This is a genomic window from Candidatus Polarisedimenticolia bacterium, assembly GCA_036001465.1.
Taxonomy (GTDB): domain Bacteria; phylum Acidobacteriota; class Polarisedimenticolia; order Gp22-AA2; family Gp22-AA2; genus Gp22-AA3.
The window spans coordinates 195,445-219,906 of the sequence record DASYUH010000013.1 but is presented as its reverse complement, the minus strand read 5'-3'; the positions used below and the strand labels follow the sequence as shown (position 1 = coordinate 219,906).

General features: G+C 69.9%; 20 protein-coding genes. 16 read left to right on the top strand and 4 right to left on the bottom strand.

What is annotated here, in order from left to right; translation table 11 throughout:
• On the bottom strand, nt 1–723 hold a 723-nt coding region (gene recA / locus VGV60_03160; GenBank protein HEV8700252.1), incomplete at its 3' end, for a recombinase RecA.
• A 460-nt stretch (nt 724–1,183) separates the two neighbouring features.
• On the opposite strand from recA, the gene VGV60_03155 reads away from it, so the two are divergent.
• The 7 genes from VGV60_03155 to VGV60_03125 all read left to right on the top strand — a co-directional run bounded on the left by VGV60_03155 (nt 1,184) and on the right by VGV60_03125 (nt 9,421).
• Nucleotides 1,184–3,373, top strand: coding sequence for a LysM peptidoglycan-binding domain-containing protein (locus VGV60_03155; protein ID HEV8700251.1), 2,190 nt, complete (start codon nt 1,184–1,186; stop codon nt 3,371–3,373).
• A gap of 50 nt (nt 3,374–3,423) precedes the next feature.
• A complete protein-coding gene (locus VGV60_03150; GenBank protein HEV8700250.1) occupies nt 3,424–4,527 on the top strand; it encodes a tetratricopeptide repeat protein in 1,104 nt (367 codons plus the stop codon).
• Nucleotides 4,527–6,251, top strand: coding sequence for a CRTAC1 family protein (locus VGV60_03145; GenBank protein HEV8700249.1), 1,725 nt, complete (start codon nt 4,527–4,529; stop codon nt 6,249–6,251). Before VGV60_03150 ends, VGV60_03145 begins: the two co-directional genes overlap by 1 nt.
• A 161-nt stretch (nt 6,252–6,412) precedes the next feature.
• A complete protein-coding gene (locus VGV60_03140) occupies nt 6,413–7,891 on the top strand; it encodes a YifB family Mg chelatase-like AAA ATPase (protein HEV8700248.1) in 1,479 nt (492 codons plus the stop codon).
• Between the two features lie 194 nt (nt 7,892–8,085).
• Nucleotides 8,086–8,559: an ATP-binding protein gene (locus VGV60_03135; protein ID HEV8700247.1), complete on the top strand. Its 474-nt coding sequence runs from the start codon at nt 8,086–8,088 to the stop codon at nt 8,557–8,559.
• The gene (locus VGV60_03130) at nt 8,556–8,891 is read left to right on the top strand and encodes an STAS domain-containing protein (GenBank protein ID HEV8700246.1); all 336 of its coding nucleotides are present in this window, start codon (nt 8,556–8,558) and stop codon (nt 8,889–8,891) included. The genes VGV60_03135 and VGV60_03130 overlap by 4 nt, the downstream gene beginning before the upstream one ends.
• 161 nt (nt 8,892–9,052) lie before the next feature.
• Nucleotides 9,053–9,421 carry an STAS domain-containing protein gene (locus VGV60_03125; protein HEV8700245.1) on the top strand — a complete coding sequence of 123 codons (369 nt, stop codon included), beginning with the start codon at nt 9,053–9,055 and terminating at the stop codon, nt 9,419–9,421.
• Between the two features lie 42 nt (nt 9,422–9,463).
• On the opposite strand, the gene mutS is transcribed toward VGV60_03125, so the two are convergent.
• Entirely contained in the window at nt 9,464–12,121 is a 2,658-nt protein-coding gene (mutS, locus tag VGV60_03120; GenBank protein HEV8700244.1) for a DNA mismatch repair protein MutS, read from the bottom strand.
• A gap of 80 nt (nt 12,122–12,201) precedes the next feature.
• Between mutS and VGV60_03115 the strand changes: the two genes are divergently transcribed.
• Nucleotides 12,202–12,582: a hypothetical protein gene (locus VGV60_03115; protein HEV8700243.1), complete on the top strand. Its 381-nt coding sequence runs from the start codon at nt 12,202–12,204 to the stop codon at nt 12,580–12,582.
• Between the two features lie 7 nt (nt 12,583–12,589).
• Entirely contained in the window at nt 12,590–13,201 is a 612-nt protein-coding gene (locus VGV60_03110) for a DedA family protein (protein HEV8700242.1), read from the top strand.
• Here the strand turns inward: VGV60_03110 and VGV60_03105 are convergent.
• Nucleotides 13,185–14,459 carry a tetratricopeptide repeat protein gene (locus tag VGV60_03105; GenBank protein ID HEV8700241.1) on the bottom strand — a complete coding sequence of 425 codons (1,275 nt, stop codon included), beginning with the start codon at nt 14,457–14,459 and terminating at the stop codon, nt 13,185–13,187. The genes VGV60_03110 and VGV60_03105 overlap by 17 nt on opposite strands.
• 115 nt (nt 14,460–14,574) lie before the next feature.
• Between VGV60_03105 and VGV60_03100 the strand changes: the two genes are divergently transcribed.
• The 7 genes from VGV60_03100 (at nt 14,575) to VGV60_03070 (ending at nt 22,850) form a co-directional block, all read left to right on the top strand.
• Nucleotides 14,575–15,264: an outer membrane lipoprotein carrier protein LolA gene (locus VGV60_03100; GenBank protein HEV8700240.1), complete on the top strand. Its 690-nt coding sequence runs from the start codon at nt 14,575–14,577 to the stop codon at nt 15,262–15,264.
• An 80-nt stretch (nt 15,265–15,344) separates the two neighbouring features.
• Nucleotides 15,345–15,836 carry a YajQ family cyclic di-GMP-binding protein gene (locus VGV60_03095; GenBank protein HEV8700239.1) on the top strand — a complete coding sequence of 164 codons (492 nt, stop codon included), beginning with the start codon at nt 15,345–15,347 and terminating at the stop codon, nt 15,834–15,836.
• Nucleotides 15,837–15,845: 9 nt separating this feature from the next.
• Nucleotides 15,846–16,562, top strand: coding sequence for a hypothetical protein (locus VGV60_03090; GenBank protein ID HEV8700238.1), 717 nt, complete (start codon nt 15,846–15,848; stop codon nt 16,560–16,562).
• Nucleotides 16,559–17,638 (top strand): polyprenyl synthetase family protein, encoded by a 1,080-nt coding sequence (locus VGV60_03085; GenBank protein HEV8700237.1) that lies wholly within the window; start codon nt 16,559–16,561, stop codon nt 17,636–17,638. Before VGV60_03090 ends, VGV60_03085 begins: the two co-directional genes overlap by 4 nt.
• Nucleotides 17,639–17,797: 159 nt before the next feature.
• Nucleotides 17,798–21,601 carry a chromosome segregation protein SMC gene (gene smc, locus VGV60_03080; GenBank protein ID HEV8700236.1) on the top strand — a complete coding sequence of 1,268 codons (3,804 nt, stop codon included), beginning with the start codon at nt 17,798–17,800 and terminating at the stop codon, nt 21,599–21,601.
• Nucleotides 21,598–22,449: a glycerophosphoryl diester phosphodiesterase membrane domain-containing protein gene (locus tag VGV60_03075; GenBank protein HEV8700235.1), complete on the top strand. Its 852-nt coding sequence runs from the start codon at nt 21,598–21,600 to the stop codon at nt 22,447–22,449. The genes smc and VGV60_03075 overlap by 4 nt, the downstream gene beginning before the upstream one ends.
• Before the next feature lie 2 nt (nt 22,450–22,451).
• Nucleotides 22,452–22,850, top strand: a complete 399-nt coding sequence (locus VGV60_03070) for a DUF2752 domain-containing protein (protein ID HEV8700234.1) — start codon at nt 22,452–22,454, stop codon at nt 22,848–22,850.
• Between the two features lie 9 nt (nt 22,851–22,859).
• Here VGV60_03070 and VGV60_03065 read toward each other — a convergent pair whose 3' ends face one another.
• Complete coding sequence (locus tag VGV60_03065) at nt 22,860–24,389, bottom strand: AAA family ATPase (protein ID HEV8700233.1); 1,530 nt, start codon at nt 24,387–24,389, stop codon at nt 22,860–22,862.
• Between the last annotated feature and the right edge of the window lie 73 nt (nt 24,390–24,462).

The following is a 24,462-nucleotide window of genomic DNA, read 5'->3' as shown; positions in this document are numbered from 1 at the left end:
CGAGTCGACCACGACGTCGCCGTCCTTGATGCTTGCGATGCGGCGAATGTCCATTCGCACCGACGAATAGAACTTGAGCGCGCGGCCCCCGGTCGTCGTTTCGGGATTGCCGAACATGACGCCAATCTTCTCGCGCAGCTGGTTGATGAAAATGAGGCACGTCTTCGACTTCGACACGACGCCGGTGAGCTTGCGAAGCGCCTGGGACATGAGCCGCGCCTGCAGCCCCATTTGTGCTTCGCCCATCTCGCCTTCGATTTCCGCCTTCGGGACGAGCGCCGCCACCGAGTCGACCACGACGACGTCGACGCTGCCGGAGCGCACGAGGACTTCGACGATTTCCAGCGCCTGTTCACCGTTGTCCGGCTGCGAGACCAGCAGGTTGTCGAGATTGACGCCCAGCTTGCCGGCGTAGATCGCGTCGAGCGCGTGCTCGGCGTCGACGAACGCGGCCATGCCGCCAAGCTTCTGCGCCTGCGCGATCACCTGGAGCGCAAGCGTGGTCTTGCCCGACGATTCGGGCCCGAAGATCTCGATCACGCGCCCGCGCGGCACGCCGCCGATGCCGAGCGCCGTGTCGATCGACAGGGAGGTCGTCGAAATGACCGGGATCTCCTGCTGGAAGTCCTTGGCTCCCAGCTTCATGATCGACCCCCTGCCGAACTGCTTCTCGATCTGGGCGATCGCGAGGTCGACCGTGCGGCCCTTCTCCTTGGGGTCCATGATCATGGGCTCTGTGTCCTTTGGTAGACGTGCCTTCGGGGTCTCCGGGGTGAGCGCGGCCATCTTAGGATAATCCTCCGGGGCTGTCAACGCGCGCCGCCGGGCGATCGCGGCAGGGGGGCATCAAGACGCAAGCGGCGCGCCAGCCCGCGGCCCGCGCGGAACATTCGGCCGAAGTCCTTGCCAGGAGAGGGTTTTGTGGCACCGGGTTGCGAATCGTCGGCGCTTGCGGGAGCGGCCACGCGGGCTCGAGGCGTCCGCCGGCGGCCGTGTCGGGTGATTGACGTCCGCCCGCGTGCGCCCTGTCACGGGTTCGACACCGCTCCGGACTTCGCGTCCTCCTGAGGTTTTTCTTGACTGGCCGCAGGCCTCCCTTTATATTGATTGATGCGATCGGCGGGGTGGAGTCGGCCGATCATTTTTCATTATGGGAGCCGCTGAAGCGATGCCACCTCGAAGGGTGCCTGGTTCAAGCCTGATTTTCGGACTCGCCCCGTTCCTGACCTTGGCGTGCGTCAGCGCCGGCGGCAGTGCGCCGTCCACGACGCCCTCCGCCCAGGGCGCGCCGGCGCACGCCGTGCCGGTCACGGCCGCCGGGAACCCGGCCGCCTCGCCCACCCCCGCGCGGGACGTGCCGGTGGCGGCGGAATCGGGCGACCCGGCCGTCCCGGCGGCGGCGCGGGAGTCCACACCCGATCGCACCCGGCGCGAATCGGTCCCGACCCACGTGCGCGAAATCCGCGAGCAGATGGACGAGGCCTACCAGGCGGGTCTCGAGGCCTATCAGGCGGGGCGCTTCGACGAGGCCAAGGAGCACTTCGACCATGCCGTCGACCTCGTCCTGTCGAGCGACGTCGATCTCTCGGGCCAGCCGGCCCTGAAGAAGGCGTTCGACGAGATGGTGCGCAACATCGCGGACATGGACGCCGACCTGTACACCAAGGAGAACGAGACGGAGTCGCCGGAGAACCGCTCGCCGCTCGACGAGCTGAAGGACATCACCACCTACCTCTCGCCCGAGGAGGCCGAGAAGGAGCGCCAGAAGATCCAGCAGGTGGTCGGTCGGATCTCCTACGACATCCCGGTCACGCTGAACCCGAGGGTCCTGGCGTACATCGAGGCGTTCCAGACCCGCCTGCGGCGGGAGTTCGAGGCCGGCCTGAAACGCTCGGGCGCCTACCTGACGATGATCAAGAAGATCTTCCGCGAGGAGGGCCTGCCGGAGGACCTGGCCTACATGGCGCACCAGGAGTCGGCGTTCAAGGTGAACGCCTACTCGCGCGCCCGCGCCAAGGGGATGTGGCAGTTCATGTCGTTCACCGGGCGCAAGTACGGGCTGAAGATCGACCTGTGGGTGGACGAGCGCGGCGATTTCGAGAAGGCGACTCACGCCGCCGCCGCGTACCTCAAGGATCTCCACGCCCGCTACGGCGACTGGCACCTGGCGATGGCGGCCTACAACGCCGGCGAGGGGAAGATCGACCGCGCCCTGGCCCGGGCCCACGCCCGGGACTACTGGTCGCTCCTCAAGACCCGGTACATCCGGACCGAGACCAAGTGGTACGTGCCGGCCATCCTGGCGTCGATCCTGATCGACAAGTCGCCCGAAGACTACGGCTTCTTCGTGGACACCGACCCCGAGCTGGAGTGGGAGATGGTGACGGTCGACAAGGCGACGGACCTGCAGGTCATCGCGGAGGCGTCCGGGACGTCCCTGGAGGCGATCCGCGCGCTCAACCCCGAGCTGCGGGGCCTGGTGACGCCGCCGAACGCCAGCACCTACTCGGTGCGCGTTCCCGATGGATCGAAGAACGACGTCGTGGCCAAGCTCGAGACGCTGCCCGATGATCAGCGCGTCTCCTGGACGCTGCACGAGGTGCGGCCGGGCGAGACCTTCTCGTTCATCGCCCGCCGTCACGGCATTCCGGTGCGCGCCCTGCTCGACGCCAACCCCCGCTACATCGGCAAGCGCCTGCGCCGCGGAGTGGTCCTCAACATCCCGATCTCGAAGAGCACGCCTCAAGTTGCGCTGGCGCGCGCCAGCGAGAACCCGACGTACGACCAGGGAGAGCGCATCGTGCACCGCGTGCGCCGCGGAGAGACCCTTCAGGCGATCTCGACCCACTATCGGACCACCATCCCCAATCTGAAACGCTGGAACAACCTGAACGGGACCCTCATCAGGCCGGGGCAGCGCCTGGTGGCCTATTACGGTGAGAAGGGGAACGGGCCGGCCCCCCTCGAAGCGCCCAACTCCGCCGTGTCCGTCAGCGGCGGACGCCTGCAGTACAAAGTGCAGAACGGGGACACCCTGGGATCGATCGCGGTGAAGTTCGGCGTGGCGGCCGACGACCTGTGCCGCTGGAACAACCTGGCCCCGGATTCCGTGCTGCGCCCGGGCGATCGGGTGGTGGTCGGCGAGGCTCAGGAGCCTCCGTGCGTGACCTGCGGGCCGGCCGGCCGCAAGGGCGGCGACGGCCAGGGAGCGACCGGCCGGGAGGGGTTGATCCGCCACCGCGTCAAGCGCGGCGAGACCCTGCACCGGATCGCCCGCCTCTACAGCGTCAGCATCCAGCAGGTGCGCTCCTGGAACCGGCTGGAGGGCTCACGCATCTATGCCGGCCAGGTCCTCACCATCCGCGGCCGCTAGTCTCCCGCCTGTAGTCCGGCCCTCGCGCGTCTGTTAAGATTCACCACTCCATGACTGCCGACTCCTGCACGCGCGGCCGCCGGGCGGCTCTCGGGATTGTCCTGGCGGCGACCTGCGCCTGCGGTGGAGACGAGCGCCAGGCGGTCCCCGGGTCCGCCTCGCCGGCGGGGCCCCCCCCGGTCGAGTCGCTGCAGACGACCCTGCAGCACGCCGACACCTCGTTCGGCGACGGGGACTATGGCGAGGCGCGCAAGGCCTACGAGCAGGTCCTCCTGATCTCCCCCGGTCACCCGCGGGCCACCGTCAATCTCGCCACCTGCTACCTGAAGGCCCGGGGGGTGAAGAAGGCGCAGGATCTGTTGCTCGGCTACCTGGCCGGCCACCCGGACGATCCGGCCGCGCTCATGGTCCTCGCCCGGGCCCGCGTGCGTCAGGGGGAGCTGGGACCGGCGGCCGAGGTCCTGCGCCAGGTCCTGAAGACCCACCCCGATTTCGTCATGGCCCACTACAACCTCGGGTTCGTCGCCTACCGCAGCCGCCTCTACGAGGAAGCCGAGGCGCACCTGAAGCGGGCCGTCGAGCTGAAGCCGGACCTTCCGGACGGGCACTACACGCTCGGGTTGACGTACATGGCGCTGCGAAGATATCCGGAGGCGATCGCCTCCCTGGAGCGGGCGGTCGCCATCGACCCGAGGCACGTGGGGGCGCGCTTCAACCTGGCGAACGCCTGCGCGCGCGTCGGCAGGTTGAAGGAGGCGGAGAAGCAGCAGGCGATCTACGCCGAGATCAGCGGCCGGAGCAAGGCCCAGCAGGAGAAGGAAACCCAGATCAAGACGAGCAGCGTCAAGGCCATCCAGTTCCTGCTCGACAAGAAGTATCCCGAGGCCCTGGCCGAGTACCAGAAGCTGGCGGAGAGCTATCCCGACTACGCGCCTCTCCGGAGCGAGATCGGGCAGCTGCAGATCCGCCTCGGCAGGCGGGACGAGGCGTTCGCGTCGCTCCGCAAGGCGGTCGAGCTGGATCCGAAGCTGAGCGATCCCCACTACCTGCTCGCCGGGCTGTACCGGGAGCGGGGGGAGGCGCAGGCGGCCGACCGGGAGCTCGAGCTCTTCGCGGCGCTCGAAACCATTCCCGAAGGGAAGTCAGGATACTGATGGGATCGTCGCGCAGGCTCCGGATGGTCCGCTACGCCGTCCTGTGCGCCGCGGCGCCGCTTCTCGCCGCCGCGACCGCGAAACAGGTGACCTTCACCGAGGCCACGACCCAGGCCGGGTTCGACAACGTCGTCCACGTCCACGGCGGGACCGGGCGGAAGTTCTACATCGAGACGGTCCCACCGGGCGTCTGCTGGCTCGACTTCGATCGCGACGGATGGCAGGACACCTACTTCGTGCAGAGCGGTCCGCTTCCGGGCACGCCGCGGCCGCCCGGGACGCCGCACTCGCGGCTGTTCCGGAACACGGGGAACGGGTCGTTTCTCGACGTGACGGACAAGGCGGGGGTGGCCAATGCCTCGGGGTACGGCAACGGCTGCACGGCCGGCGACTACGACAACGACGGCGACCCGGACCTGTACGTGACCAACTTCGGGGCGTCGGTCCTGTACCGCAACAACGGCGACGGCACGTTCGCCGACGTCACCGAACGGGCCGGGGTGAGGAACGGGCTCTATGCCGCGAGCGCCGCCTGGGCCGACTACGACAACGACGGGCGCCTCGACCTGTTCGTCGCCAACTACGTCGACTTCACCATGGACGACCAGAAGTTCTGCGGCAACCTCCCCCAGAACCGGCGCTCCTACTGCCATCCCGACGCCTATGGCGGCATCCCGGACGTCCTCTATCACAACGAGGGGAACGGCACGTTCAAGGAGGTGGCGCGGGCTTCGGGCCTCTGGGACCCCGACGGCAAGGGTCTCGGAGTCGTGTGGCTCGACTACGACGCGGACGGCGACCAGGACCTCTACGTGGTCAACGACGCGACGATCAACACCCTCTACCGCAACGACGGAAACGGCCGGTTCACGGACGTGACCCTGCTGGCGGGGGTCTGCTGCAGCGAGGACGGCAAGCCCGAGTCCGGGATGGGGGTCGACGCCGGGGACCTCGACGGAGACGGCTGGCAGGACCTGTTCGTGACCAACCTGAGCAACGAGACCAACGAATACTACCGGAACCTGGGCGGCAAGGGGCCGTTCGCCACCGACACCTACCCGGCCGGGCTCGGAGAGGTCAGTCTCCTCATGACCGGCTGGGGGACCGACCTGTTCGACTACGACAACGACGGCGACCTGGACATCGTCGTGACCAACGGCCATCCCATGGACGACATCGCGATGGACAGCGACATCATCACGTACGCCCAGCGGCCGTTCCTGTTCGAGAACGACGGCAAGGCGAAGTTCACCGACGTCGGCAGGGATCGGGGCGCCTACTTCGGCACCCTCGACACGGGGCGCGGCCTGGCCACCGCCGACTACGACAACGACGGGGACCTGGACATCCTCATCACCCAGAGTCATGGGAAGGTCACGCTCCTGCGCAACGACGGCGGGAGCGCCGCCGGCCACTGGATCGCGCTGCGGCTCGAGGGGGTGCGCTCGAACAAGGACGCCGTCGGGGCGCGGGTCACCGTCGTCGCCGGGGGCCGGACCCAGGTGCACGAGGTGCGCAGCGCCAGCTCGTACCTGTCGCAGAACGACATGCGCCTGCACGTCGGCCTCGGCGGGGCGACGCGGGTCGAGTCCATCGAAATCCGCTGGCCCGCGAAGGTCAAGCGCGTCGAGAGGGTCGGGCCGGTCGCAGCCGACCAGTTCCTGGTGATCCGCGAGGGGAGCGGCATCGTGTCGAAATCCGCACCGGGCGCCGCGAGCCGCTGACCGCACCGCGTCGTACGGCCCACCCGATCCCCTGCATGGCAGGGCCCGGCGCTTGACGCCGGGCTCGCGACGCCTCTACCATTCCCGCATCCAGACCCCGTGACGGAGAGCCGGCGGTCGCGGTCGCGGCTTCCATCGAGAGCGCACCGCCGGAGCCGTCCATGCTCGCCCGCGTCCGGAGCGCCACTCTCTCAGGCGTCGAAGCGATTCCACTCACCGTCGAATGCGACATCAGCCAGGGCCTGCCCGGCATCCACACGGTCGGACTCCCCGATGCCGCCGTCCGCGAAAGCGCCGACCGGGTGCGCGCCGCCATCCGCAACGCGGGGTTCACGGTCCCGCCGCGCCGCGTGACCATCAGCCTCGCGCCCGCCGACCTGCGCAAGCAGGGAGCGGGGCTCGACCTGCCGATCGCCCTCGGGATCCTGGTCGCGAGCACCGCCGTGCCGGCCGGACGCCTGGCCGATCTCCTGGTGATCGGCGAGCTTGCCCTCGACGGAGCGGTCCGCCACGTGCCGGGATGCCTGCCGGCGGCGCTCCTGGCGCGGGCAAGCCGGATCGACGAGATCGTGGTCCCGCGCTCGAACCGCGAAGAGGCGCTGGCGGTCCCCGGGCCGGGAGTGCACGGCGTCGAGCGCCTCCTGGACGCCATCGCGGTCCTGCGGGGCGAACACCGGGCCGAGCGGGCCACGGCCGCCACGTTTCAGGCGGCGCCGCGCGCGGGGGGACCGGATCTCGCGGACGTCAAAGGCCAGGCGCACGCCCGCCGCGCTCTGGAGGTGGCCGCCGCCGGCGGTCACCATCTTCTGATGGTCGGCCCGCCCGGTTGCGGCAAGACCATGCTGGCGCGGCGCCTCCCCGGAATCCTCCCTCCGCTGACGCTGGACGAATCGGTCGAAGTCACGTGCGTCTACAGCGCCGCCGGCCTCCTGCGCGAGCCCGGCCTCCTGCGGCACCGGCCATTTCGCGCCCCGCACCACACCATCAGCGGCGTCGGGCTGGTGGGGGGCGGTCGCGGGCCGCGCGCCGGCGAGATCACGCTGGCGCACCGCGGAGTGCTGTTCCTGGACGAGATGGCCGAGTTCGGCCGCGGCACCCTCGACGTTTTGCGCCAGCCGCTGGAGGACGGTCTCGTGGTGATCACGCGCGTGGGACAGGCCACCCGCATGCCGTGCCGGTTTGTCCTCGTGGGGGCGATGAACCCCTGCGTCTGCGGAAATCTGGGGCGGTCCGACCGGCCGTGCGCCTGCACGCCCGCCCAGGTCGCCCAGTACCGCTCGCGCGTCTCGGGGCCGCTCCTGGACCGGTTCGAGATCCAGGTGGAGGTCCCGCCGGTGCCGCTCAAGGACCTGGCGCGGGCCTCTCCCGGAGAGCTGTCGGCAGACGTCGCGGGGCGCGTCACCGCGGCGAGGCGGCAGCGCGAGCGTGGCGGCGAGCCGCCCCCGACCGACGCCGCCCGGACCATCCTGCACCGGGCGATCCGCGGCCTCGGCCTCTCGGCCCGCGCCCACGATGCCGTCCTGCGCGTGGCGCGCACGATCGCGCACCTCGAGGGGAGCGCGTCGATCGAAGGACCGCACGTGGCCGAGGCGATCCAGTATCGTTGCCTCGACCGATCTCCGGTCCTCGCGGAGGGATGAGGTGGAACGAATCCCGGCCGGGTCCGGGTTCGCCGGGGCGCCGTTTGACACCTCGCGCCGCCTTTGGCTACCATTCCCCGGCCATCTTCAGCGAGCGAACGAGAGTCAGGAACCACTGGCCACAAGCGGCCGGGGCAGGGAGGAGCGCCGTCTTCGGGGCTCCCGGTCCGCGTCGCCCGGAGATACGACTCGGCGTGGGACGACAGATCAAGCTCAGGCTTGAAAGTCGCATCGGCTACGTGGACCTGGTTCACGAGCTGGCCGAGGGGCTGGCCCGCAGGGCCGGCTTCTCGAAGTCGTCGGCGCTGAACATCGGGCTGGCCGTGCGCGAGGCGGCGATCAACGCCATCAAGCACGGCAACGGCATGGATGTGAAGAAGCCGATCGAGGTGAGTTTCGAAGAGCGGGACGATCTGTTCCGGGTGCGCGTGCGGGATCGGGGGCCGGGGTTCGACTGGACCCAGACGGCCAACCCGCTCGATCGGGAGAACATCTACCGCACCAGCGGCCGGGGCATCTTCTTCATGAAGCACTTCGTGGACCGGGTCGCCTTCCAGCACCGCCAGGGGAAGGGGACCGAGGTGATCCTGGAGAAGCGGTTCGAACAGGCCGGCCGGGCCGGCAAGGGCGGCGAAGCCGTAAAGAGCATGAAGAGGAGGAAGGGATGAAGGCGAACGCCAGGCACCATGGGAAGGTCACCGTAGTCGATCTCTCCGGCAAGATCACCATCGGGGAGGGAGACATCAAGCTGCGCCAGGCGGTGAACGCGCTTTTGGACGAGGGGCGCAAGAACATCATCCTCAACCTGGGCGGGGTGTCCTACATGGACAGCGCCGGCATCGGCGAGCTGGTGGCGTGCTTCAAGCGCGCCCGCGAGAAGGAAGCCGCCCTGAAGCTGCTCAACCCGAACGGCAAGGTGCAGGACCTGCTTATCCTGACGAAGCTGCAGGAAATCTTCGACATCTACCGCGACGAGCGCGAGGCGCTGGCGAGCTTCTAGCGCCGATCAAGCCCCGCCCGACTTGACGGCGCGTCCCCGGCGGGAGTATGAATGGCCCCAAGCCGGGGAAGCCGCGACACCGCGACCCGTCCTTGCCCTCTCATCCGCTCTCCTCGAGGCGGTGTCGAGCTCCTTCCCCTGAAAGTTTGGAGGGACACCCCATGACCGGACTGTCCTGGTTGAGACGCCGCGGGCCGTATCACATCGAGACCCGCTCCATGGCCGAATGGCAGGTCCTGCACGTGCGGGGGAAATTCTCTGCGGGAGAGCCGGAGAAGAAATTCCAGGAATCGGTCGACGACCTGCTGCGGTCCGGAGCGCAGCGCGTGGTCGTCGACCTGAGCGAGTCGCTCCTGTCGGATGACAGCGTGGCCGGTGCCGCGACGGAGGCCTACCACAAGGCACGCGCCCGGGGGGTCGACATGCGCTTCGTCGTGCAGCCGGGCCGGGCGGGCGGCTACTACCACATGGCCGGGCTCGAGATGACGATCCCGACCTTCTCGAGGCTGAACGGCGCGATCGACATCTGAACGGGGCGCGCCGGGCGCCGCCCGGGACGGAGCGCGCGCCCGTCAGGATCCCAGGCGCTTCTTCAGATCGGCGAGGAGATTCAGCGCCTCGAGCGGCGTCATGCCGTCGAGCTCGACCTCGCGCAGGGCCACGAGCACCGGGTCGTCCTCCGGGGCGAAGAGCCCGAGCTGGGCCGGCGTGGGCGTCGCTACCTTCGGGGGCGGGCCGGAGGCGCCGGCCAGCTTCGGCCGGCCGTCCCGGGACAGCTCCTCGCGCTCCAGGTTCGCCAGGACCTCGCGCGCCCTGTCGATGACCTGCCGCGGCAGCCCCGCCAGCCGGGCCACGTGGATCCCGTAGGATCGATCGGCCGCCCCCTCCAGGACCCTCCGCAGGAACACGATGGTGTCGTTCCACTCCCGGACCGCCATCGTCAGATTGGCTACGCGCGGCTTCAGGATCGCCAGCTCGATCATCTCGTGGTAGTGGGTGGCGAACAGGGTGCGCGCCGCGACGGCCGGCGTGTCGTGCAGGTATTCGGCCACCGACCAGGCGATCGACAGCCCGTCGAACGTGGACGTCCCGCGCCCGACTTCGTCGAGCAGGATGATCGACCGCACCGTGGCGTTGTTGAGGATGTTGGCGGTCTCGATCATCTCGACCAGGAAGGTGCTCTGGCCGCGCGCCAGGTTGTCGGAGGCGCCGACGCGGCTGAAGATGCGGTCCACCATGCCGATCTCGGCTTCGGCCGCCGGGACGAACGACCCGGCCTGCGCCATCAGGACGATGAGCGCCACCTGCCGCAGGTAGGTCGACTTGCCGCCCATGTTGGGGCCGGTCAGGATGAGAATCTGCCGGCTGTCCGCGTCCATGAGGCAGTCGTTCGGGACGAAGCGCTCCTTCTCGAGAAGCCGCTCGACGACCGGATGGCGTCCCTCGACGATGCGCAGGCGAAGGGAGTCGTCCACCTTCGGCCGCTGATAGCCTTGAAGCGCCGCCGCCTCGGCGAAGGCGGCGAGCGCATCGAGGGCCGCCAGGGCCGCGGCGGTCGCGCGCAGGCGGGGCGCCGCGGCCACCACCTGCCCGCGCAAGGCGACGAACAGCTCGTACTCCAGCGCCTCGATCCGCTCCTGAGAGGTCAGCACCTTCGCCTCGTACTCCTTCAGCTCGGGGGTGACGTAGCGCTCGGCGCCGACCAGGGTCTGCTTGCGCTCGTAGTCCGTCGGGACCGCCTTCCTGTGCGCGTTGCTGACTTCGAGGTAGTAGCCGAAGACCTTGTTGTACCGGACCTTCAGCGAGGCGATCCCGGTGCGCTCGCGCTCGCGGGTCTCGATCGAGGCTAGAAAGGCCCGGCCGTCGCGGCGGATGGCGCGCAGGTCGTCCAGCTCGCGGTAGAAGCCGTCGCGGATCAGCCCCCCCTCGCGCACGGTCGCCGGAGGATCGTCGGCCAGCGCCTCGTCCAGGCGCTGGCGCAGATCGTCGAGGACGTCGAGGGCCTGCATCAGCCGCGCCAGGGGCGGAGCGGTCAGGGCGATCGCCCCCGCGGCAATCTCCGGCAGGACCGCGAGCGAATCCCGGAGCGCGACCAGATCGCGCGCGTTGGCGGTCCCCATCGAGCAGTGCGCCAGGAGCCTCTCCAGATCGTGCACCCGGGACAGGTGCGCCCGCAGGGCGGCGCGCTCGGCGGCGCGCTCGACCAGGAACGCGACTCCGTCGAGACGATCCTCGATCACCCGGACGGAGAGAAGCGGGCGCAGGACCCAGTCGCGCAGCAGGCGCCCCCCCATGGCGGTCCGGGTGCGGTCGAGGACGTCCAGGAGCGTGCCGTCGCGCCCCCCGTCGCGCGCGTTCTCGGCCACTTCCAGCGTCCGCCGGGTCGTCTCGTCGAGGACCATGGAGTCGGCCGGCTCGCACCAGGTGATGCGGGTGACGTGCTTCAGGTCGGCCTTGTGGGCCTCCTGCAGGTAATGGAGCAGCGCCCCGGCGGCGCCGACCGCCAGGTGGCGCTCCTCGACGCCGAAGCCGGCGAGGGTGGCGACTCCCAGAGTCTCGTTGAGGGCCCGCGCCGCCGTGTCGGCAGCCAGCGTCCAGCCCGGGACCTCATGTCCCAGGACCCCCTCGAGACCGTCCTTCGGGAGGAGGCCGTCGAGCGCCGTCCCTTCCGGGTGGAGGATCTCGCGCGGCCGGAACAGGGCGACCTGGGTGGCCAGGGCCTCGGCGGCCCCCGGACCGCCGTGCTCCGACAGGCGGAAATCCCCGGTCGAGAGATCGAGGAAGGCGCAGCCGAAGGCCGCGCCGCCGCGCGCCCCTGACGCCGCGTCGCGGGAGACCTGGATGGCGGCGATGTAGTTGGGCTCGGCCGCCCGGAGCTGTGCCGGGTCGGTGACCGTGCCGGGGGAGACGACGCGGGTGACGGCCCGCCTGACGATCCCCTTGGCGGCGCGCGCGTCCTCCACCTGATCGCAGATGGCGACGCGATGGCCTTTCTGGATGAGCCGCGCCACGTAACCGTCTGCGGCATGGTACGGCACGCCGCACATCGGCGCCTCGTTCGAGGTGCCGCGACCGCGGGCGGTCAGAGTCAACGACAGCGCCCGCGACGCCAGAAGCGCATCGTCGTAGAACATCTCGTAGAAGTCGCCGAGCCGGAACATGAGGATGGCGTCCGGGTGCTGGGCCTTGATGGCCCGGTACTGGCGCAGCATCGGGGTGAGCGTGTCCACGGCGCTCCTTGACAAGGGAGAGGCCGGCCATTATAAAGCAGCGTCACCCGCTGGCCGCGTGCTTCGAGGGAATCCAGCCGATGAGTCTCGACCCGATTGCCGCCGAGGAGGCCCAGGTCTCGCCCGAGGACCTGAACGAGGAGGACAAGGTCATGCTGATCTTCTCCTACCTCTGGGTCCTGGCGCTCGTCCCCTTCATGGCGACGCGGCGCGAGTACGTGCGCTGGCACGCCAAGCAGGGGCTGATCCTGTGCGGCGTCGCCTGCCTGGTGTTCCTCGGAGTCATCTTCGTCGGCGCCATCCTCGCCACCCTGTCGCGCATCTTCGCCTGGGTGTTCGCCTTCGCGTTGATCAACCTCTTCCTGCTCTACCTGGCGGTGGCCATCGTCTGCGTCATCAAGGCGATCCGCGGCGAGCGCTGGGCCATCCCCTTCCTGGGCGACCTGGTGGAGAAGATTTGAGCCGCGGATGACCGAGGCGATCCAGGGCGCCATCGCCGCGCACGTGCTTCCGGGACTGCTTCTCGTCGCCCTGCTGGCATGGCTCGAATACGTCGTCCCGCCCGTCCCCGGCGATTCGACCATGCTGTTCGCCTTCTTCCTGGCGGGACGGGGCGCCCTGCCGCTCGCGGCGGTCGTGACCGTCGCGCTGGCGGGGAGCGTCGCGGGCGCCATGACGGCCTACGCCATCGGCGCACGCGCGGGGCGCGGCTATTTCCTCCTGCGCTCGGAGTGGGCCCGCAGGGAGCTTCTGCGGATCGAGGGATGGTTCGCGCGCGCCGGAGCGTGGCTCCTCGTGGTCAACCGGTTCCTGCCGGGGATCCGGGGGTTCTTCCTGTATGCCGCGGGGATCGGGCGGATCGGCTTCCGAAAGTCCCTGCTCTATTCGACCGCCGGCAACGTGCTCTGGGTCGCACTCCTCGCGTGGGGCGGGACGAGCCTGGGATCGACCTGGGAGGAGGTGCGGGTCGTCTTCCGGCGGTATGTCTGGGGGATCGCCGGGTTTCTGGCGATCTATGCGATCCTGTCGGTCGTGCGGGCGCGGCGCCGGCGCGCCCCACTGGTCACGCCTTCTTCCTGAGCCGTGCCTCGATCCTCTTCAGCTCGTCACGGCGGTCGGCCTGATCCGGCTTGATCGCCAGCGAGCGCTTGAGGTATTCGGCGGCCCGGTCGTGCTGCCCCTTGGCCTCGTAAGCCTGCGCGAGCGAGTTGAACAGCGTGTGGTTCGGAGGGCTGACGCGCTCCGCCCGGTGGAAGAACTCCAGGGCCCGGTCGTACTGCCCCTGCATGGCGTACGTGGATCCCAGGTTGAACAGCGCCAGGGGATGTTCGGGGCGCAGCTCGAGGGCCTTCTGGAAGGCGGCGATCCCCTCGTCCATCTTCCCCTGCTTCGCCAGGAGGCTCCCCAGGTTGACCTGGAACTCGGGCTCCTGCGGCTTCAAACCGATGGCGGTGGTGAAGGACATCTTCGCCTTCTCGTACTGCCCTTCGCGCATGTAGACCTGCCCCAGCCAGTCGTGATGGATGGCGGAGTCCTTCTTCTTGTCGAGACTCGCCACCAGCAGCCGCTCGAGTTTCGCGATCTTCGCCGGTTCCCTCGTCGACTGGTACATGACGTAGAGCCGGCTCATCGGCTCGAGCGCCATGGGATCAAGGTAGACCGCTTCGAGGTATTCCTGCTCCGCCTCCGCCCGCTTCCCTTCGCTCTCGAGCACCACTCCCATCGCCGCGTGGACCAGGGCGTCCTTGGGGCTCGCCTGGAGCGAGCGCTCGGCGAGGGTGCGCGCCGCGGCCGGGAACTTGCGCTTCAGGTAATCGACCACGGCATTGAAGATCACCTGGGAGGACGCGCTTTGGACGGACAGCCCGTCGTCGGAGATGCCGCGTGTGATCAGGTCGGCGGACACCCGCGGGGCGAGCCGCCGGGCGACGTCCGGGGCGAGGAGCTCGTCGGCATTGAACCCCTTGGCAGCCGTCACCACCGCGTCGCGCATCCGCTCCTCGATGTACAGCCTCGGCTCACGACCTGACCTCCCCTGGTGAAAGGTCAGGATGTCGGCGGGGGAGGCATGGCCGGTGAGGCGCACCGGCAGCTTGAAGGATGCGTGGTCGCGGGTGATGATGTCGACCGTCCCGTCGAGGGTCACCGGAGCGGTATCGTACACGTACACCCGGTGATAGAGCGGCAGGCGCAGGTGCAGGCCCGGATCGAGCGGCACCGCCGCGCCTCCCTGCGCCTCGCGCACGGCGAACCGGCCTGCCGGCACGAAGGTCATCGTGCCCAGGACGAGCGCGACGATCACGACGGCGATCCAGAGTCCCCGGCGCTTGACGAGCATGTGGCACCCCGCGTCGCAATGCCGCGGCCCGCGCGGCGCTTGAGCGAGGCGGGAGTCTAACCTACGCCCGGTCCGCAGTCAACGCGCGGGGGCGCGGGTCGTGTAAGATGGTTCGATGCGCCGTGATTCCCGGTGGCTCGGTCTCGTGGCAATCGTCTCCGCGTTCCTCGGCCCGGCGGCCACGCGGAGCGAGGCGGGCTCGCCCGCGGCCACGACCGCGCAGGCCGACGCGGTCGAGGAGGCGCGCCGTGTGGAGGCCGCTCTCAACGGCGTCACGGGGCTGGTCGCGTCGTTCACCCAGACGGTCGAGTCCCCCGGTCTGCCGCGGCCGCAGGTCGAAAAGGGGACGGTCTACCTGCTTCGTCCGGGACGGATGCGCTTCGAGTACGACGTCCCGAAGGGCAAGCTCGCCATCGCCGACGGCCGCAGGACGTACCTCTATCTCCCCGAAGAAAGGCAGGTCGTGGTGGCGCCTCTGGATCCGCGGTCTCCGGGCTCCGGCGTCTCCATTCTCCTCAATCGCATCGACCTGGTGGCCAACTTCTCCATCGGCTGGGGGCCGGGGCCCGAGCGCGGGCCGCATCCCCTCATGCTGTCGCCGCGCGCCCCGCGGCCGGAGTACGAGTTCCTTCTCCTCACCACGGGGCCGGATCGTCTGGTGAAGAGCCTGACCATCGTGGAGCCCCTCGGGAGCCGCGTCACCTACAGGCTGGAGCGCATCCGCCGGGTCGACACGCTCCCGGACGACCTGTTCGAGTTCACGCCCCCCGCGGGGATCGAGGTGCAGGAGGTCGGGCCGTCCTGACGCCCCGCGCCGCATCCTTGCAAAGCGTCGGATCGGGGTGCTAAGATCGCCCCCTTTTTCGCCCCCCGGAGGACGTTTCGATGGCGTCCGAGAGCTCCTTCGACATCGTATCCAAGATCGATCTGCAGGAGGTCGACAACGCCGTCCAGCAGGCGCTCAAGGAGATCCGCCAGCGTTACGACTTCAAGGGGAGCATCTCCGATATCCGCCGCGAGAAGGAGATCGTCCATCTCACGGCGGACGATGAGTACAAGCTGGGCGCGGTGACCGAGATCCTGGTGCAGAAGCTGGCGGCGCGCCGCGTGCCGGGGAAGGGATTGACCTTCAAGACCCCGGAGCAGGCGACCGGCGGGAGCCTGAGGCAGCAGGTGGCGCTCCAGCAGGGGATTCCCCAGGAGCAGGCCAAGGAGATCGTCAAGATCCTCAAGACGAGCGGGCTCAAGGTCCAGGCGTCGATCCAGTCGGACCAGGTCCGGGTGAAGGGGAAGAACAAGGATGACTTGCAGCTGGCGATCAAGCTCCTGCGCGACAGCGCCCTGGATTTCGACATGCAGTTCACCAACTACCGCTGAGGGAGGATCGTGGGCAGATCAGCGTGGAGAATCGGCCGCCGCACCGCGCCGCACGTCGTGGCGGCCGCGGCGATCGCGTGTCTTGCCGTCGGAGGGGCCTTCGCGGCTGCGGCGCCGGACCCCTCGAAGGTCGCGGTGCGCGGCCGGATCACGGGCGAGAATGGCGAAGGGGTCCCGGGCCAGACCGTGCGCCTCCTGAAATCGCGCACCTTCGTGAAGCTCGGGGGACTGCGATCCCTCGACCAGAGCGTCGAGGAGAAACGCGCCGTGACCGACTCGCTGGGATTCTTCGAGTTCGAGTGTCCGGTCGACGCGACGTTCCCCTACTACTACCTGCGCTTCTACGATCCGAAGACCTTCGACTCCGTGCAGTACCGTCTCCCGGAGGACCGTGAGATCACGAAGCGCGTGCGCCTGGGACGCCCGGTCGAGGTCTCCGTCGGTCTGAGGTCCCAGCCCGACTGGCCGCAGGTGAAGGCCCTGATCGATGCGTACACTCCCGGCAGCCAGGTCGGGCAGGTCCTCCGCTCGCTCGGTCTCCCCAAGAGTCGCGCTCCGGAAGGCCCGGGCCGCGAGCTGTGGCGCTACGACCAGGCCGGCGTGGCCTATCTCGTCGAGGGGGGCCGGGTGATCGAGACGCGGACGCTTCCCGGGGGGCCGCGCAACGCCGAGGACGCTCCCGGCAAGGACGAGCCGTCGCCGGCGGTCCGGGTGGAGGAGCCGTGACCGATCTCGCCTCGGGATTGAAGACGGCGCGCCCCGGCCTCCCGCGCGGCGTCCCGGCGCCGTCCGCAGCGATCCCGCACGGCGCCGCGCGTCCGCTGCCGCACGGGCTGCCCGAGATCCTGCTCCTCGTCGGAGACAAGCTGGCGGAGGTCGAGCAGGAGTGCCGCCGGCACCTGCGCTCCGAGGTCGGCGTCATCGACGAACTCGGCCGCTACATCGCCGATGGCGGGGGGAAGCGCGTGCGGCCGATCCTCCTTCTCCTGTCCTCGCAGCTCTGCGGCTACAAGGGGGATCGGGACGTGATGTTCGCCTCGGTGTTCGAGTTCATCCACACCGCCACGCTCGTGCACGACGACGTCATCGACGAGGCGGAGCTGCGGCGCGGGCGGGGCTCGCTCAACGCCCGCTGGGGCAACGGGCTGACGGTGCTCCTGGGCGACTACCTCTACATCAAGTCGATGAACATGGCGCTGGCGGCGGACGACCTCCGGATCATCAAGATCCTGGCGGAGATCACTCTGAAGATGATCGAGGGGGAGCTGATCGCCGATCGGCGCCGCTCGGACATCAACGTGACCGAGGACGAGCACCTGGAGATCATCCGCCGCAAGACCGCCTGCCTGTTTTCCGGCTGCGGACGCGTGGCCGGAGTCCTCTCCGGGGCGCCCGCGGAGCACGTCCAGGCGCTGGCGGACTACGGCATGAACCTAGGAATGGCCTTCCAGATCGTCGACGACCTGCTCGATTTCACCGCGAAGGAGAGCGTGCTGGGAAAGCCGGTCGCCTCCGACCTGCGGGAGGGGAAGCTCACGCTGCCGCTCATCTACCTGCTGCAGAAAGGGGAGCCGGCGGTCCGGGCGATGGTGCACACGGTCCTCGAGGAGCGCGACTTCCGGACGGTGTCGCGCGACGACGTCATCGATCTCCTGCACCGGGGCCGCACGCTCGAGATGACGCGCGATCTCGCGACCTCCTATGCCCGGAGGGCCCAGGCCGCCCTGAAACCGTTCCCCCCCTGCGCGGCGCGCGATGCCCTGATGGCCCTGCCCGATTTCGTGCTGGTCAGGGAGTACTGAAGCCCGGGGCCCCCCGGTTGCAAGCTTCCCGCTCCCCATATCCTGTGCGTGCGGACGAATGAGCCCCAACATCTGGGAGATTTCCGGGCTCCGCCCAGGCCCCTGTGCTAAGATTCCCACCTTGCTGGCTCCTCCTCGCCAGTCCGCAGCAGGAGACTGATGGCCCGGATCCTCAAGCTCGACCGGATGGAAATCCTCGGCTTCAAATCGTTCTACGGCCGCACGCGGTTCGACTTCCCGGACGGCATCACCGCCGTGGTCGGGCCAAACGGTTGCGGCAAGAGCAATATCGGCGACGCGATCTCCTGGGTGCTCGGAGAGCAGCGCGCCAGCTCCCTGCGCAGCGACCGGATGGAGGACGTGATCTTCAACGGCAGCGAGGGGCGCCGGCCTCTCGGCATGGCGGAGGTCTCCCTCCATTTCAAGAACATCCTCCTGGCAGGAAACGACCGCTCGCGCGGCAACGGAAACGGGCGCACCAACGGGCGAGGCGGTGGCAACGGTCACGCGGCCGGCAATGGGCACGACGCCGATCCCGTGCGGGCGCCGGATTCCATTCCGGTTCCGGAGCCCGTGGCTGCGTCGGGGCCCGCGGCGGCCCCGCCGGCCGCCGCCGACTTCCAGGTCCCGATCCCGGTTGCGACCAAAGGGGAGGGCGGGCCGGCCGGGCTCCTGGTCACCGGCATCGAAGAGATTCCGGAAGACGTGGTGGTCACGCGCCGCATCTACCGCTCGGGGGAGAGCGAGTACATCCTGAACGGAGCCCGCTGCCGGCTGAAGGACATCATGGACCTGCTCGCCAAGACCGACATCGGCTCGCGGCTGTACTCGACCATCGAGCAGGGGAAGATCGACCAGGTCCTGGCGGCGCGGCCGAAGGACCGGCGCGCCATGTTCGAGGAGGCCGCGGGAATCCTGGGGTACAAGGGAAAGCGGCGTCAGGCGGAGGTGAAGCTGGAGGCGGCCCACGCGAACCTGCTGCGGATCAACGACATCGTCGTGGAGGTCGAGAAGCAGATCCAGACCCTGCGCCGGCAGGCGGGAAAGGCCCGGCGCTATCAACGACTGGTCGAGAGCCTGCGCGCGAAACGCCTGGACCTGGCTCAGCGCCGCCTGGTCGCGCTCGACGCGGATCGGGACGCCACCGCGGCGGCGATCGAGGCGCTGCGCGCCGAAGAGGCGGCGGTGGCCTCGGGGCTGGCCGCCGGCGAAGCCGATCTCGAGCGCCTGCGGCTGCAGCTGGAGGAGGGGGAGGCCTCGGCCCGCCGTCGGCGCGAGGAGATCCACGCCTTCGACCTGGAGATCGACCGCATCCAGGAGCGCGTCCGATCGGGGAGGGAGCAGGGGCGGGAACTCGAAGCGCGGCTCGCCGAAGTCGAAGGGGAGCTGACGTCCCTTGCGACCAGGCTGTCCGAGAGGGAGGCGAGGCTCGCCGCGGTCGTGGCCGAGCTGGCCGCCCTGGAGTCGTCGCAGAGGCAGGGCACGGCGGCGAACCAGGCGGACGACGCGGATGACGGCGAGCGCGCCAGACACATCGTGTCGCTCGAGGCGGGGCTGGAGGCTGCGCGGGCGCGCCTCCTCGGAGAGATCGAAACCATGGCCGCCGCCACGCGCCGCCGGGCGATGCTCGAGGAGCAGGCGCGCCTGGCGCGCGCCTCCCTCGAAAAGGCCGGACGCGAGACCGGCGACCTGCGCGCCGCCCGCCAGCGGCTGGACGCCCAGGTCGCGACGCTCGAGCGCGAGAGCGAGGCGGGCTCCGATCGGGCTCGCGCCGCCGCCTCGGCGCATGACGCGAGCCTGGGGACCGATCGCGAGGCGGCCGCACGGCTCGCCGCGGCCGAGGGACGGGCGGAGGAGCTGAAGGGACGCGCCGCCGTCATGGCGGAGCGCCTGGCCGCCCTGGACGAGCTCGAAAGGCAGCGCGCCGGATTCTCGGAGGGCGTCGGCGACCTCCTGGGCGGAGCGGGCGGCGTCGCGGCGCGCGGCGTCGTGGGGGATCGCCTCGACGTGCCTCGCGGGCTCGAGAAGGCCATCGAGGCGACGCTCGGAGATCTGCTCGAGGGGGTGGTGGTCGACGGCGACGACGCGGCGGCGCGCGGCATCGGATACCTGAGGACCAGCGCCCGCGGGCGCGTCTCGTTCGTGGCGGAGGAGGTGGGGCCGTCCTCCGCGGAGGAGACGGGCGGACCCGGGGAGGCCGCGCGCCAGCCCGGAGTGATCGGCCGCCTCGCCGACCGCATCGCGGGCGCCCCGCCCGGGCCGATCGCCCGCATCCTCTCCCGGACGCTCCTGGTCGAAGACCTGGACAGGGCGCTCGACTTGAGGCGGTCCCACCCGGCGTTCGCCTACGTGACGCCCCAGGGGGACATCGTCCGGCTGGACGGGGCGATCACGGGTGGAGACGGACGGGCGCTGCAGCACTGGCTCCTGGCGCGACGGGCCGAACGGGAGGACATCGCCCGCCAGATCTCCGGGGTGGAGGCGGCACGCGCGACGGCCGAGGCCGACCTCATCGGCCTGAGGGAGGAACGTGCCGGCGCGGCGCTCCGTCTGGAGGCCGCGGCCGCCTGCGTGCAGGAGGGCTCGAGGGCCGCCTTCGAGAACGACCTGAGAATGCAGCAGGCGCGCGCCGAGCTCGACCGCATCGACCGGACGCTGCCGTTGCTGCTGGGGGAGCAGGCCCGCCTGGAGCGCGAGCTGCAGTCCGGCGGCTCGGAGGCGGAACGCCTCGCCGCCGTCCTCGAGGCTTCGGAGGCCACCCGCCGGGCCACGGAAGAGGCCATCCAGGCGGCCGCCGCCACGCTGGCGGCGTCCCGCGCCGACCTCGATCGGGCGCGCCGGGAATCGGCCGAGGCGCGCGCGGCTCATCTGGCCGGCGAGGCCAGGCTCGGCGCCGGCCTGCGCGAGAGAGAGGGCCTGGAGGAGAGCCTGCGCGACCTGCAGGCGACGCTCGCGCGGCGCGCGGCGGAGCGCGACGAGTGGCGCCTCCGTTCCGCGCAGATCCGGGAGCAGGAGGGGGCCCTCGAGACGCAGTGCCAGGCCGCCCTGACCGCCCGGGCGGGGGCGACGGCGCGCGACGAGTCGGCGCACGCCGGGCTGGCGTACGAGCGGAGCCTCGTGCACGCCCGCGAGCAGGCGGTCAAGGAGGGGCGCGCCGCGCACGGGACCGTGCGCGAGAGGCAGCAGGAGCGCGAGCTGCACCTGGCGCGGATCGACGCCGATCGCGAGCACCTCGAGCGCTCCTGCCGCGACGAGCTGGCGACGACGGTCGAAGCGCTCCGCCTGGCGCCGCCGCCTCAGGACGACGGCGTGCCGCTCGAAGAGCGCGAGGCCGAGGTGCAGCGCATCCGGACCGAGATCGAAACGAGCGGCCCGGTCAACCTGATGGCCGTCGAGCAGCAGACGGACCTCGAGGAGCGGTTCGCCTTTCTCACGGCGCAGAAGGCCGACCTGGAGCAGGCGATCGCCTCCCTGCGCGAGACCATCAGGACCATCAACCGCGAGGCGCGCGATCGGTTCAAGGACGCCTTCGAGGCGATCCAGGGGCACTTCCAGGTCTGCTTCACGACCCTGTTCGGCGGCGGCAAGGCCGAGCTGCGCCTGTCGGAGGACGAAGAGGACGTTCTCGAGGCGGGGGTCGAGGTCGTGGCGCAGCCCCCGGGCAAGAGGCTGCAGAAGATCGCCCTTCTGTCGGGCGGCGAGAAGGCCCTGACCGCGGTCGCCCTTCTGGTCTCGCTCTTCCGCTACCGGCCGTCGCCGTTCTGCATCCTCGACGAAGTGGATGCCCCCCTCGACGAGGCGAACGTCGAGCGGTTCACCAGGCTGCTTCAAGAATTACGGACCGACACGCAGTTCATCCTGATCACCCACAACCGCAAGAGCATGGAGGCGGCAGACCTCCTTTACGGAGTCACCATGGAAGAGCCGGGCGTCTCCAAGATATTGCCGCTGCGCTTCGAGTGAGCGGCCAGGACCAGTACTGGGTCGTCGCGGCCGACGGGAAGGAGTACGGCCCCGCCGATCTCGAGACCCTCAGGCAATGGGCGAAGGAGGGGCGCGTCGTCCATGCCACGCACATCCGCAAGTCGAGCGGCGGCACGATCTACGCCGGCAAGATGCCCGAGCTCGCCGATGTCTTCCCGCCGCGCGACACCGGCGCCGCCGGGCCGCCGGGCCAGCCCGCCCAGGGCCCGCCGTCGGTCGTCGTGCCCCTGCCGGCGGAATTCCGCGTGTGGGAGTTCATCGGCAGGGGCTGGGACGTCGTCAAGCCGCACTGGCTGCCGCTGTCCGCCATGTTCTTGATCTATTGGGCCATTTGCGGCCTGGTGCCGTACCTCGGCGCCTGCGCACAGTTCATCATCGGCGGGGCCCTCATGGTCGGCATCTGGCGGGAGGTCCTCGGGACGATCGACGGCCGCAAGCCAGACGTGGGAAGAATGTTTCAGGGATTCGATCGCTTCGGCGACGCCTTCCTGGCGCATCTCGTCTCCTCGATCCTGATCGTGCTGGGTATCGTGTGTCTCGTCGTTCCAGGGATCATCCTGGCGATCATGTGGATGTTCACCCTCCCGGTGATCGGCGAGACGCCGCTCGGCTTCTGGGAGGCGATGCGGGAGAGCTCCCGGCTGACGGAGGGGTACCGCTGGCGCCTCTTCCTCCTGGCCCTCGCCTGCCTGCTGGTGTGCCTGCTGGGCCTTCTGGTCTTCTGCGTCGGGGTGTTCGTCGCCCTGGCCGTCAACATGACCGCCCTCGGCCTGGCCTACCGGTTCCTGCAGGCGAAGAAGAGACAGGCGTCCCAGGCGCCGGCGTAGTCGTGCCGCCGCTGCGGAGCGATCGCCTCGTCGTCGCGCTGGCCGCCGGTGCGTGCCTCGCCGGCACGTTCGTGCTGCCTCCGGATCGACCGCTGCCCATCGACCTCTGCCTCTGGCACCGCGTCACCGGCCTGCCGTGCCTGACCTGCGGCCTCACCCGCGCCACATGCCTGTTTGCCCGTGGCCTCTGGAGGGAGAGCCTGGCGATGCATGCCGCCGGGTGGCTTGTGCTGTCCGGCCTCGCGGTGGCCGCCGCCTGGACGGGGACCGAGGCGGTGGCGGGGCGCGACCTCGCAGGCGGCATCAAGCAACGGCTCATGGCCGCCTGCGTCTGGGGCGGGCTGGGGCTGTCCGTTCTCACCTGGCTGGCACGCCTGGCGGGGAGCCGGGGCTCGGGCTGACGGCGGGGATCAGGCGGCGCTGGTCGCGGGCCGGACCGGGTCGCTCGCGGCCGGAACGGTGCGCCCCCTGGCCCACTCGCGCAACGCGTCGATCGCCTCGCGGCAGGTGCGGGACAGGGGGACCGCCTTGCGGATCTCCGCGAGGACGTGGGCCGTCGACACGGATTGCCGGTCGCTGAAGGCGGAGTACAGGGCCGAGACGATCGCGGCTTCGATCTCCGCGCCGCTGAACCCCTCGCTGGCGGCGGCCAGCTCCGCCAGGCCGAACTCCTTCGGTTCCAGGCTCCGCTTGGCCAGGTGCACCGCGACGATGGAGCGGCGGGCTGCATCGCCCGGCAGGTCGACGAAGAAGATCTCGTCGAAGCGCCCCTTGCGCAGCAGCTCGGGCGGGAGCGCCTGAATGTCATTGGCGGTGGCGGTCACGCACACCGGTCGCCTGCGGTCCTGCAGCCACGAGACGAACGTGCCGAAGATCCGTCGCGACAGGCCGCCGTCGGACTCCGCGCCGGTCCGTCCGGAGAAGCCCTTCTCGATCTCGTCGATCCAGAGGACGCACGGCGCCATCGCCTCGGCCGTCGCCAGGGCGGCACGGAGCTTTCTTTCGGACTCGCCGACGAACTTGTCGTAGAGAGCCCCCGCCTCGAGCCGCAGCAGAGGCAGTCCCCACTCGCTGGCCACCGCCCTGGCGCAGAGGCTCTTGCCGCACCCCTGGACGCCGATCAGGAGGATCCCCTTGGGCGCCTCGAGGCCGTGCTTCTGCGCTTCGGGTGAGAACCCGGCGGCGCGCCTCTTCAGCCAGGCTTTGAGATGATCGAGGCCGCCTATCTGAAGCAGGGTGGCGTCCTGGGCCTCGAGATCGAGCACTCCGTCGCCGGCGATCAGGCTCTTCTTGCGCTCCAGGATGTGCCTGAAATCCTTCTTGTCGAGGCGCAGGTCGTCCAGCGCCGCGGCCATCAGGACCCGCTGCGCCTCCTGGAGGGTCAGACCGCGCAGCGAGTCGATCAACTGGCCGATCTCGGGGAGGGACAGGTCGATCTTGATCCGCTGCGGCGCTCCCAGCCCGCGCAGCGTGCGCACGGTCAGCTCGCGGAGCGCCTCCACGTCCGGCAACTCGAGGCGGATCCGCGCGGAGCAGGCCTTCAGGTCGTCCGGGATGTCGAGGGCCGGGGCGCACAGGACGAGGGTTCGCCGGTCGGCCGCGAAGGCCTCGCCGATGTCTCGGAGGGCCCGCAGGATCGCCGGGTCCTCGAAGTACTTGTGCAGATCGTAGAAGAGGTAGACCGCCTCGGTCCGCATCCCGGCCGCCGCCTTCAGCGCCAGGGCCGGCTTCTCCGTCTCATCGATCGGATCCGCCGTACCCATCCGCAGGAGGCCGGTGGTCACCTTCCACTCGAAGAACGGCAGCTCCTGGCGCACCGCCGCCTCCGCGACCAGGGTGCGCACGCGCTCCTCTTCGGCGCTCTCGATCGCCACGATCGAGTTGTGCGAAGCGATGAGCAGCTCCAGATCTCCGATGTTTTCCAGGGGCACCCTCCGCACGACAGGCCTCGAGGCCGCTCGAAAATCTAATGTCCCGGCCCTCGGCGGGCAAGCCGGGGGCCGGCGCACGGTC

Coding starts and splice junctions, on each gene's coding strand:
- VGV60_03150 (HEV8700250.1), top strand. CDS start 3,424: ATGACTGCCGACTCCTGCACGCGCGGCCGCCGGGCGGCTCTCGGGATT.
- VGV60_03145 (HEV8700249.1), top strand. CDS start 4,527: ATGGGATCGTCGCGCAGGCTCCGGATGGTCCGCTACGCCGTCCTGTGC.
- VGV60_03140 (HEV8700248.1), top strand. CDS start 6,413: ATGCTCGCCCGCGTCCGGAGCGCCACTCTCTCAGGCGTCGAAGCGATT.
- VGV60_03130 (HEV8700246.1), top strand. CDS start 8,556: ATGAAGGCGAACGCCAGGCACCATGGGAAGGTCACCGTAGTCGATCTC.
- VGV60_03125 (HEV8700245.1), top strand. CDS start 9,053: ATGACCGGACTGTCCTGGTTGAGACGCCGCGGGCCGTATCACATCGAG.
- VGV60_03115 (HEV8700243.1), top strand. CDS start 12,202: ATGAGTCTCGACCCGATTGCCGCCGAGGAGGCCCAGGTCTCGCCCGAG.
- VGV60_03110 (HEV8700242.1), top strand. CDS start 12,590: ATGACCGAGGCGATCCAGGGCGCCATCGCCGCGCACGTGCTTCCGGGA.
- VGV60_03105 (HEV8700241.1), bottom strand. CDS start 14,459: ATGCTCGTCAAGCGCCGGGGACTCTGGATCGCCGTCGTGATCGTCGCG.
- VGV60_03100 (HEV8700240.1), top strand. CDS start 14,575: ATGCGCCGTGATTCCCGGTGGCTCGGTCTCGTGGCAATCGTCTCCGCG.
- VGV60_03095 (HEV8700239.1), top strand. CDS start 15,345: ATGGCGTCCGAGAGCTCCTTCGACATCGTATCCAAGATCGATCTGCAG.
- smc (HEV8700236.1), top strand. CDS start 17,798: ATGGCCCGGATCCTCAAGCTCGACCGGATGGAAATCCTCGGCTTCAAA.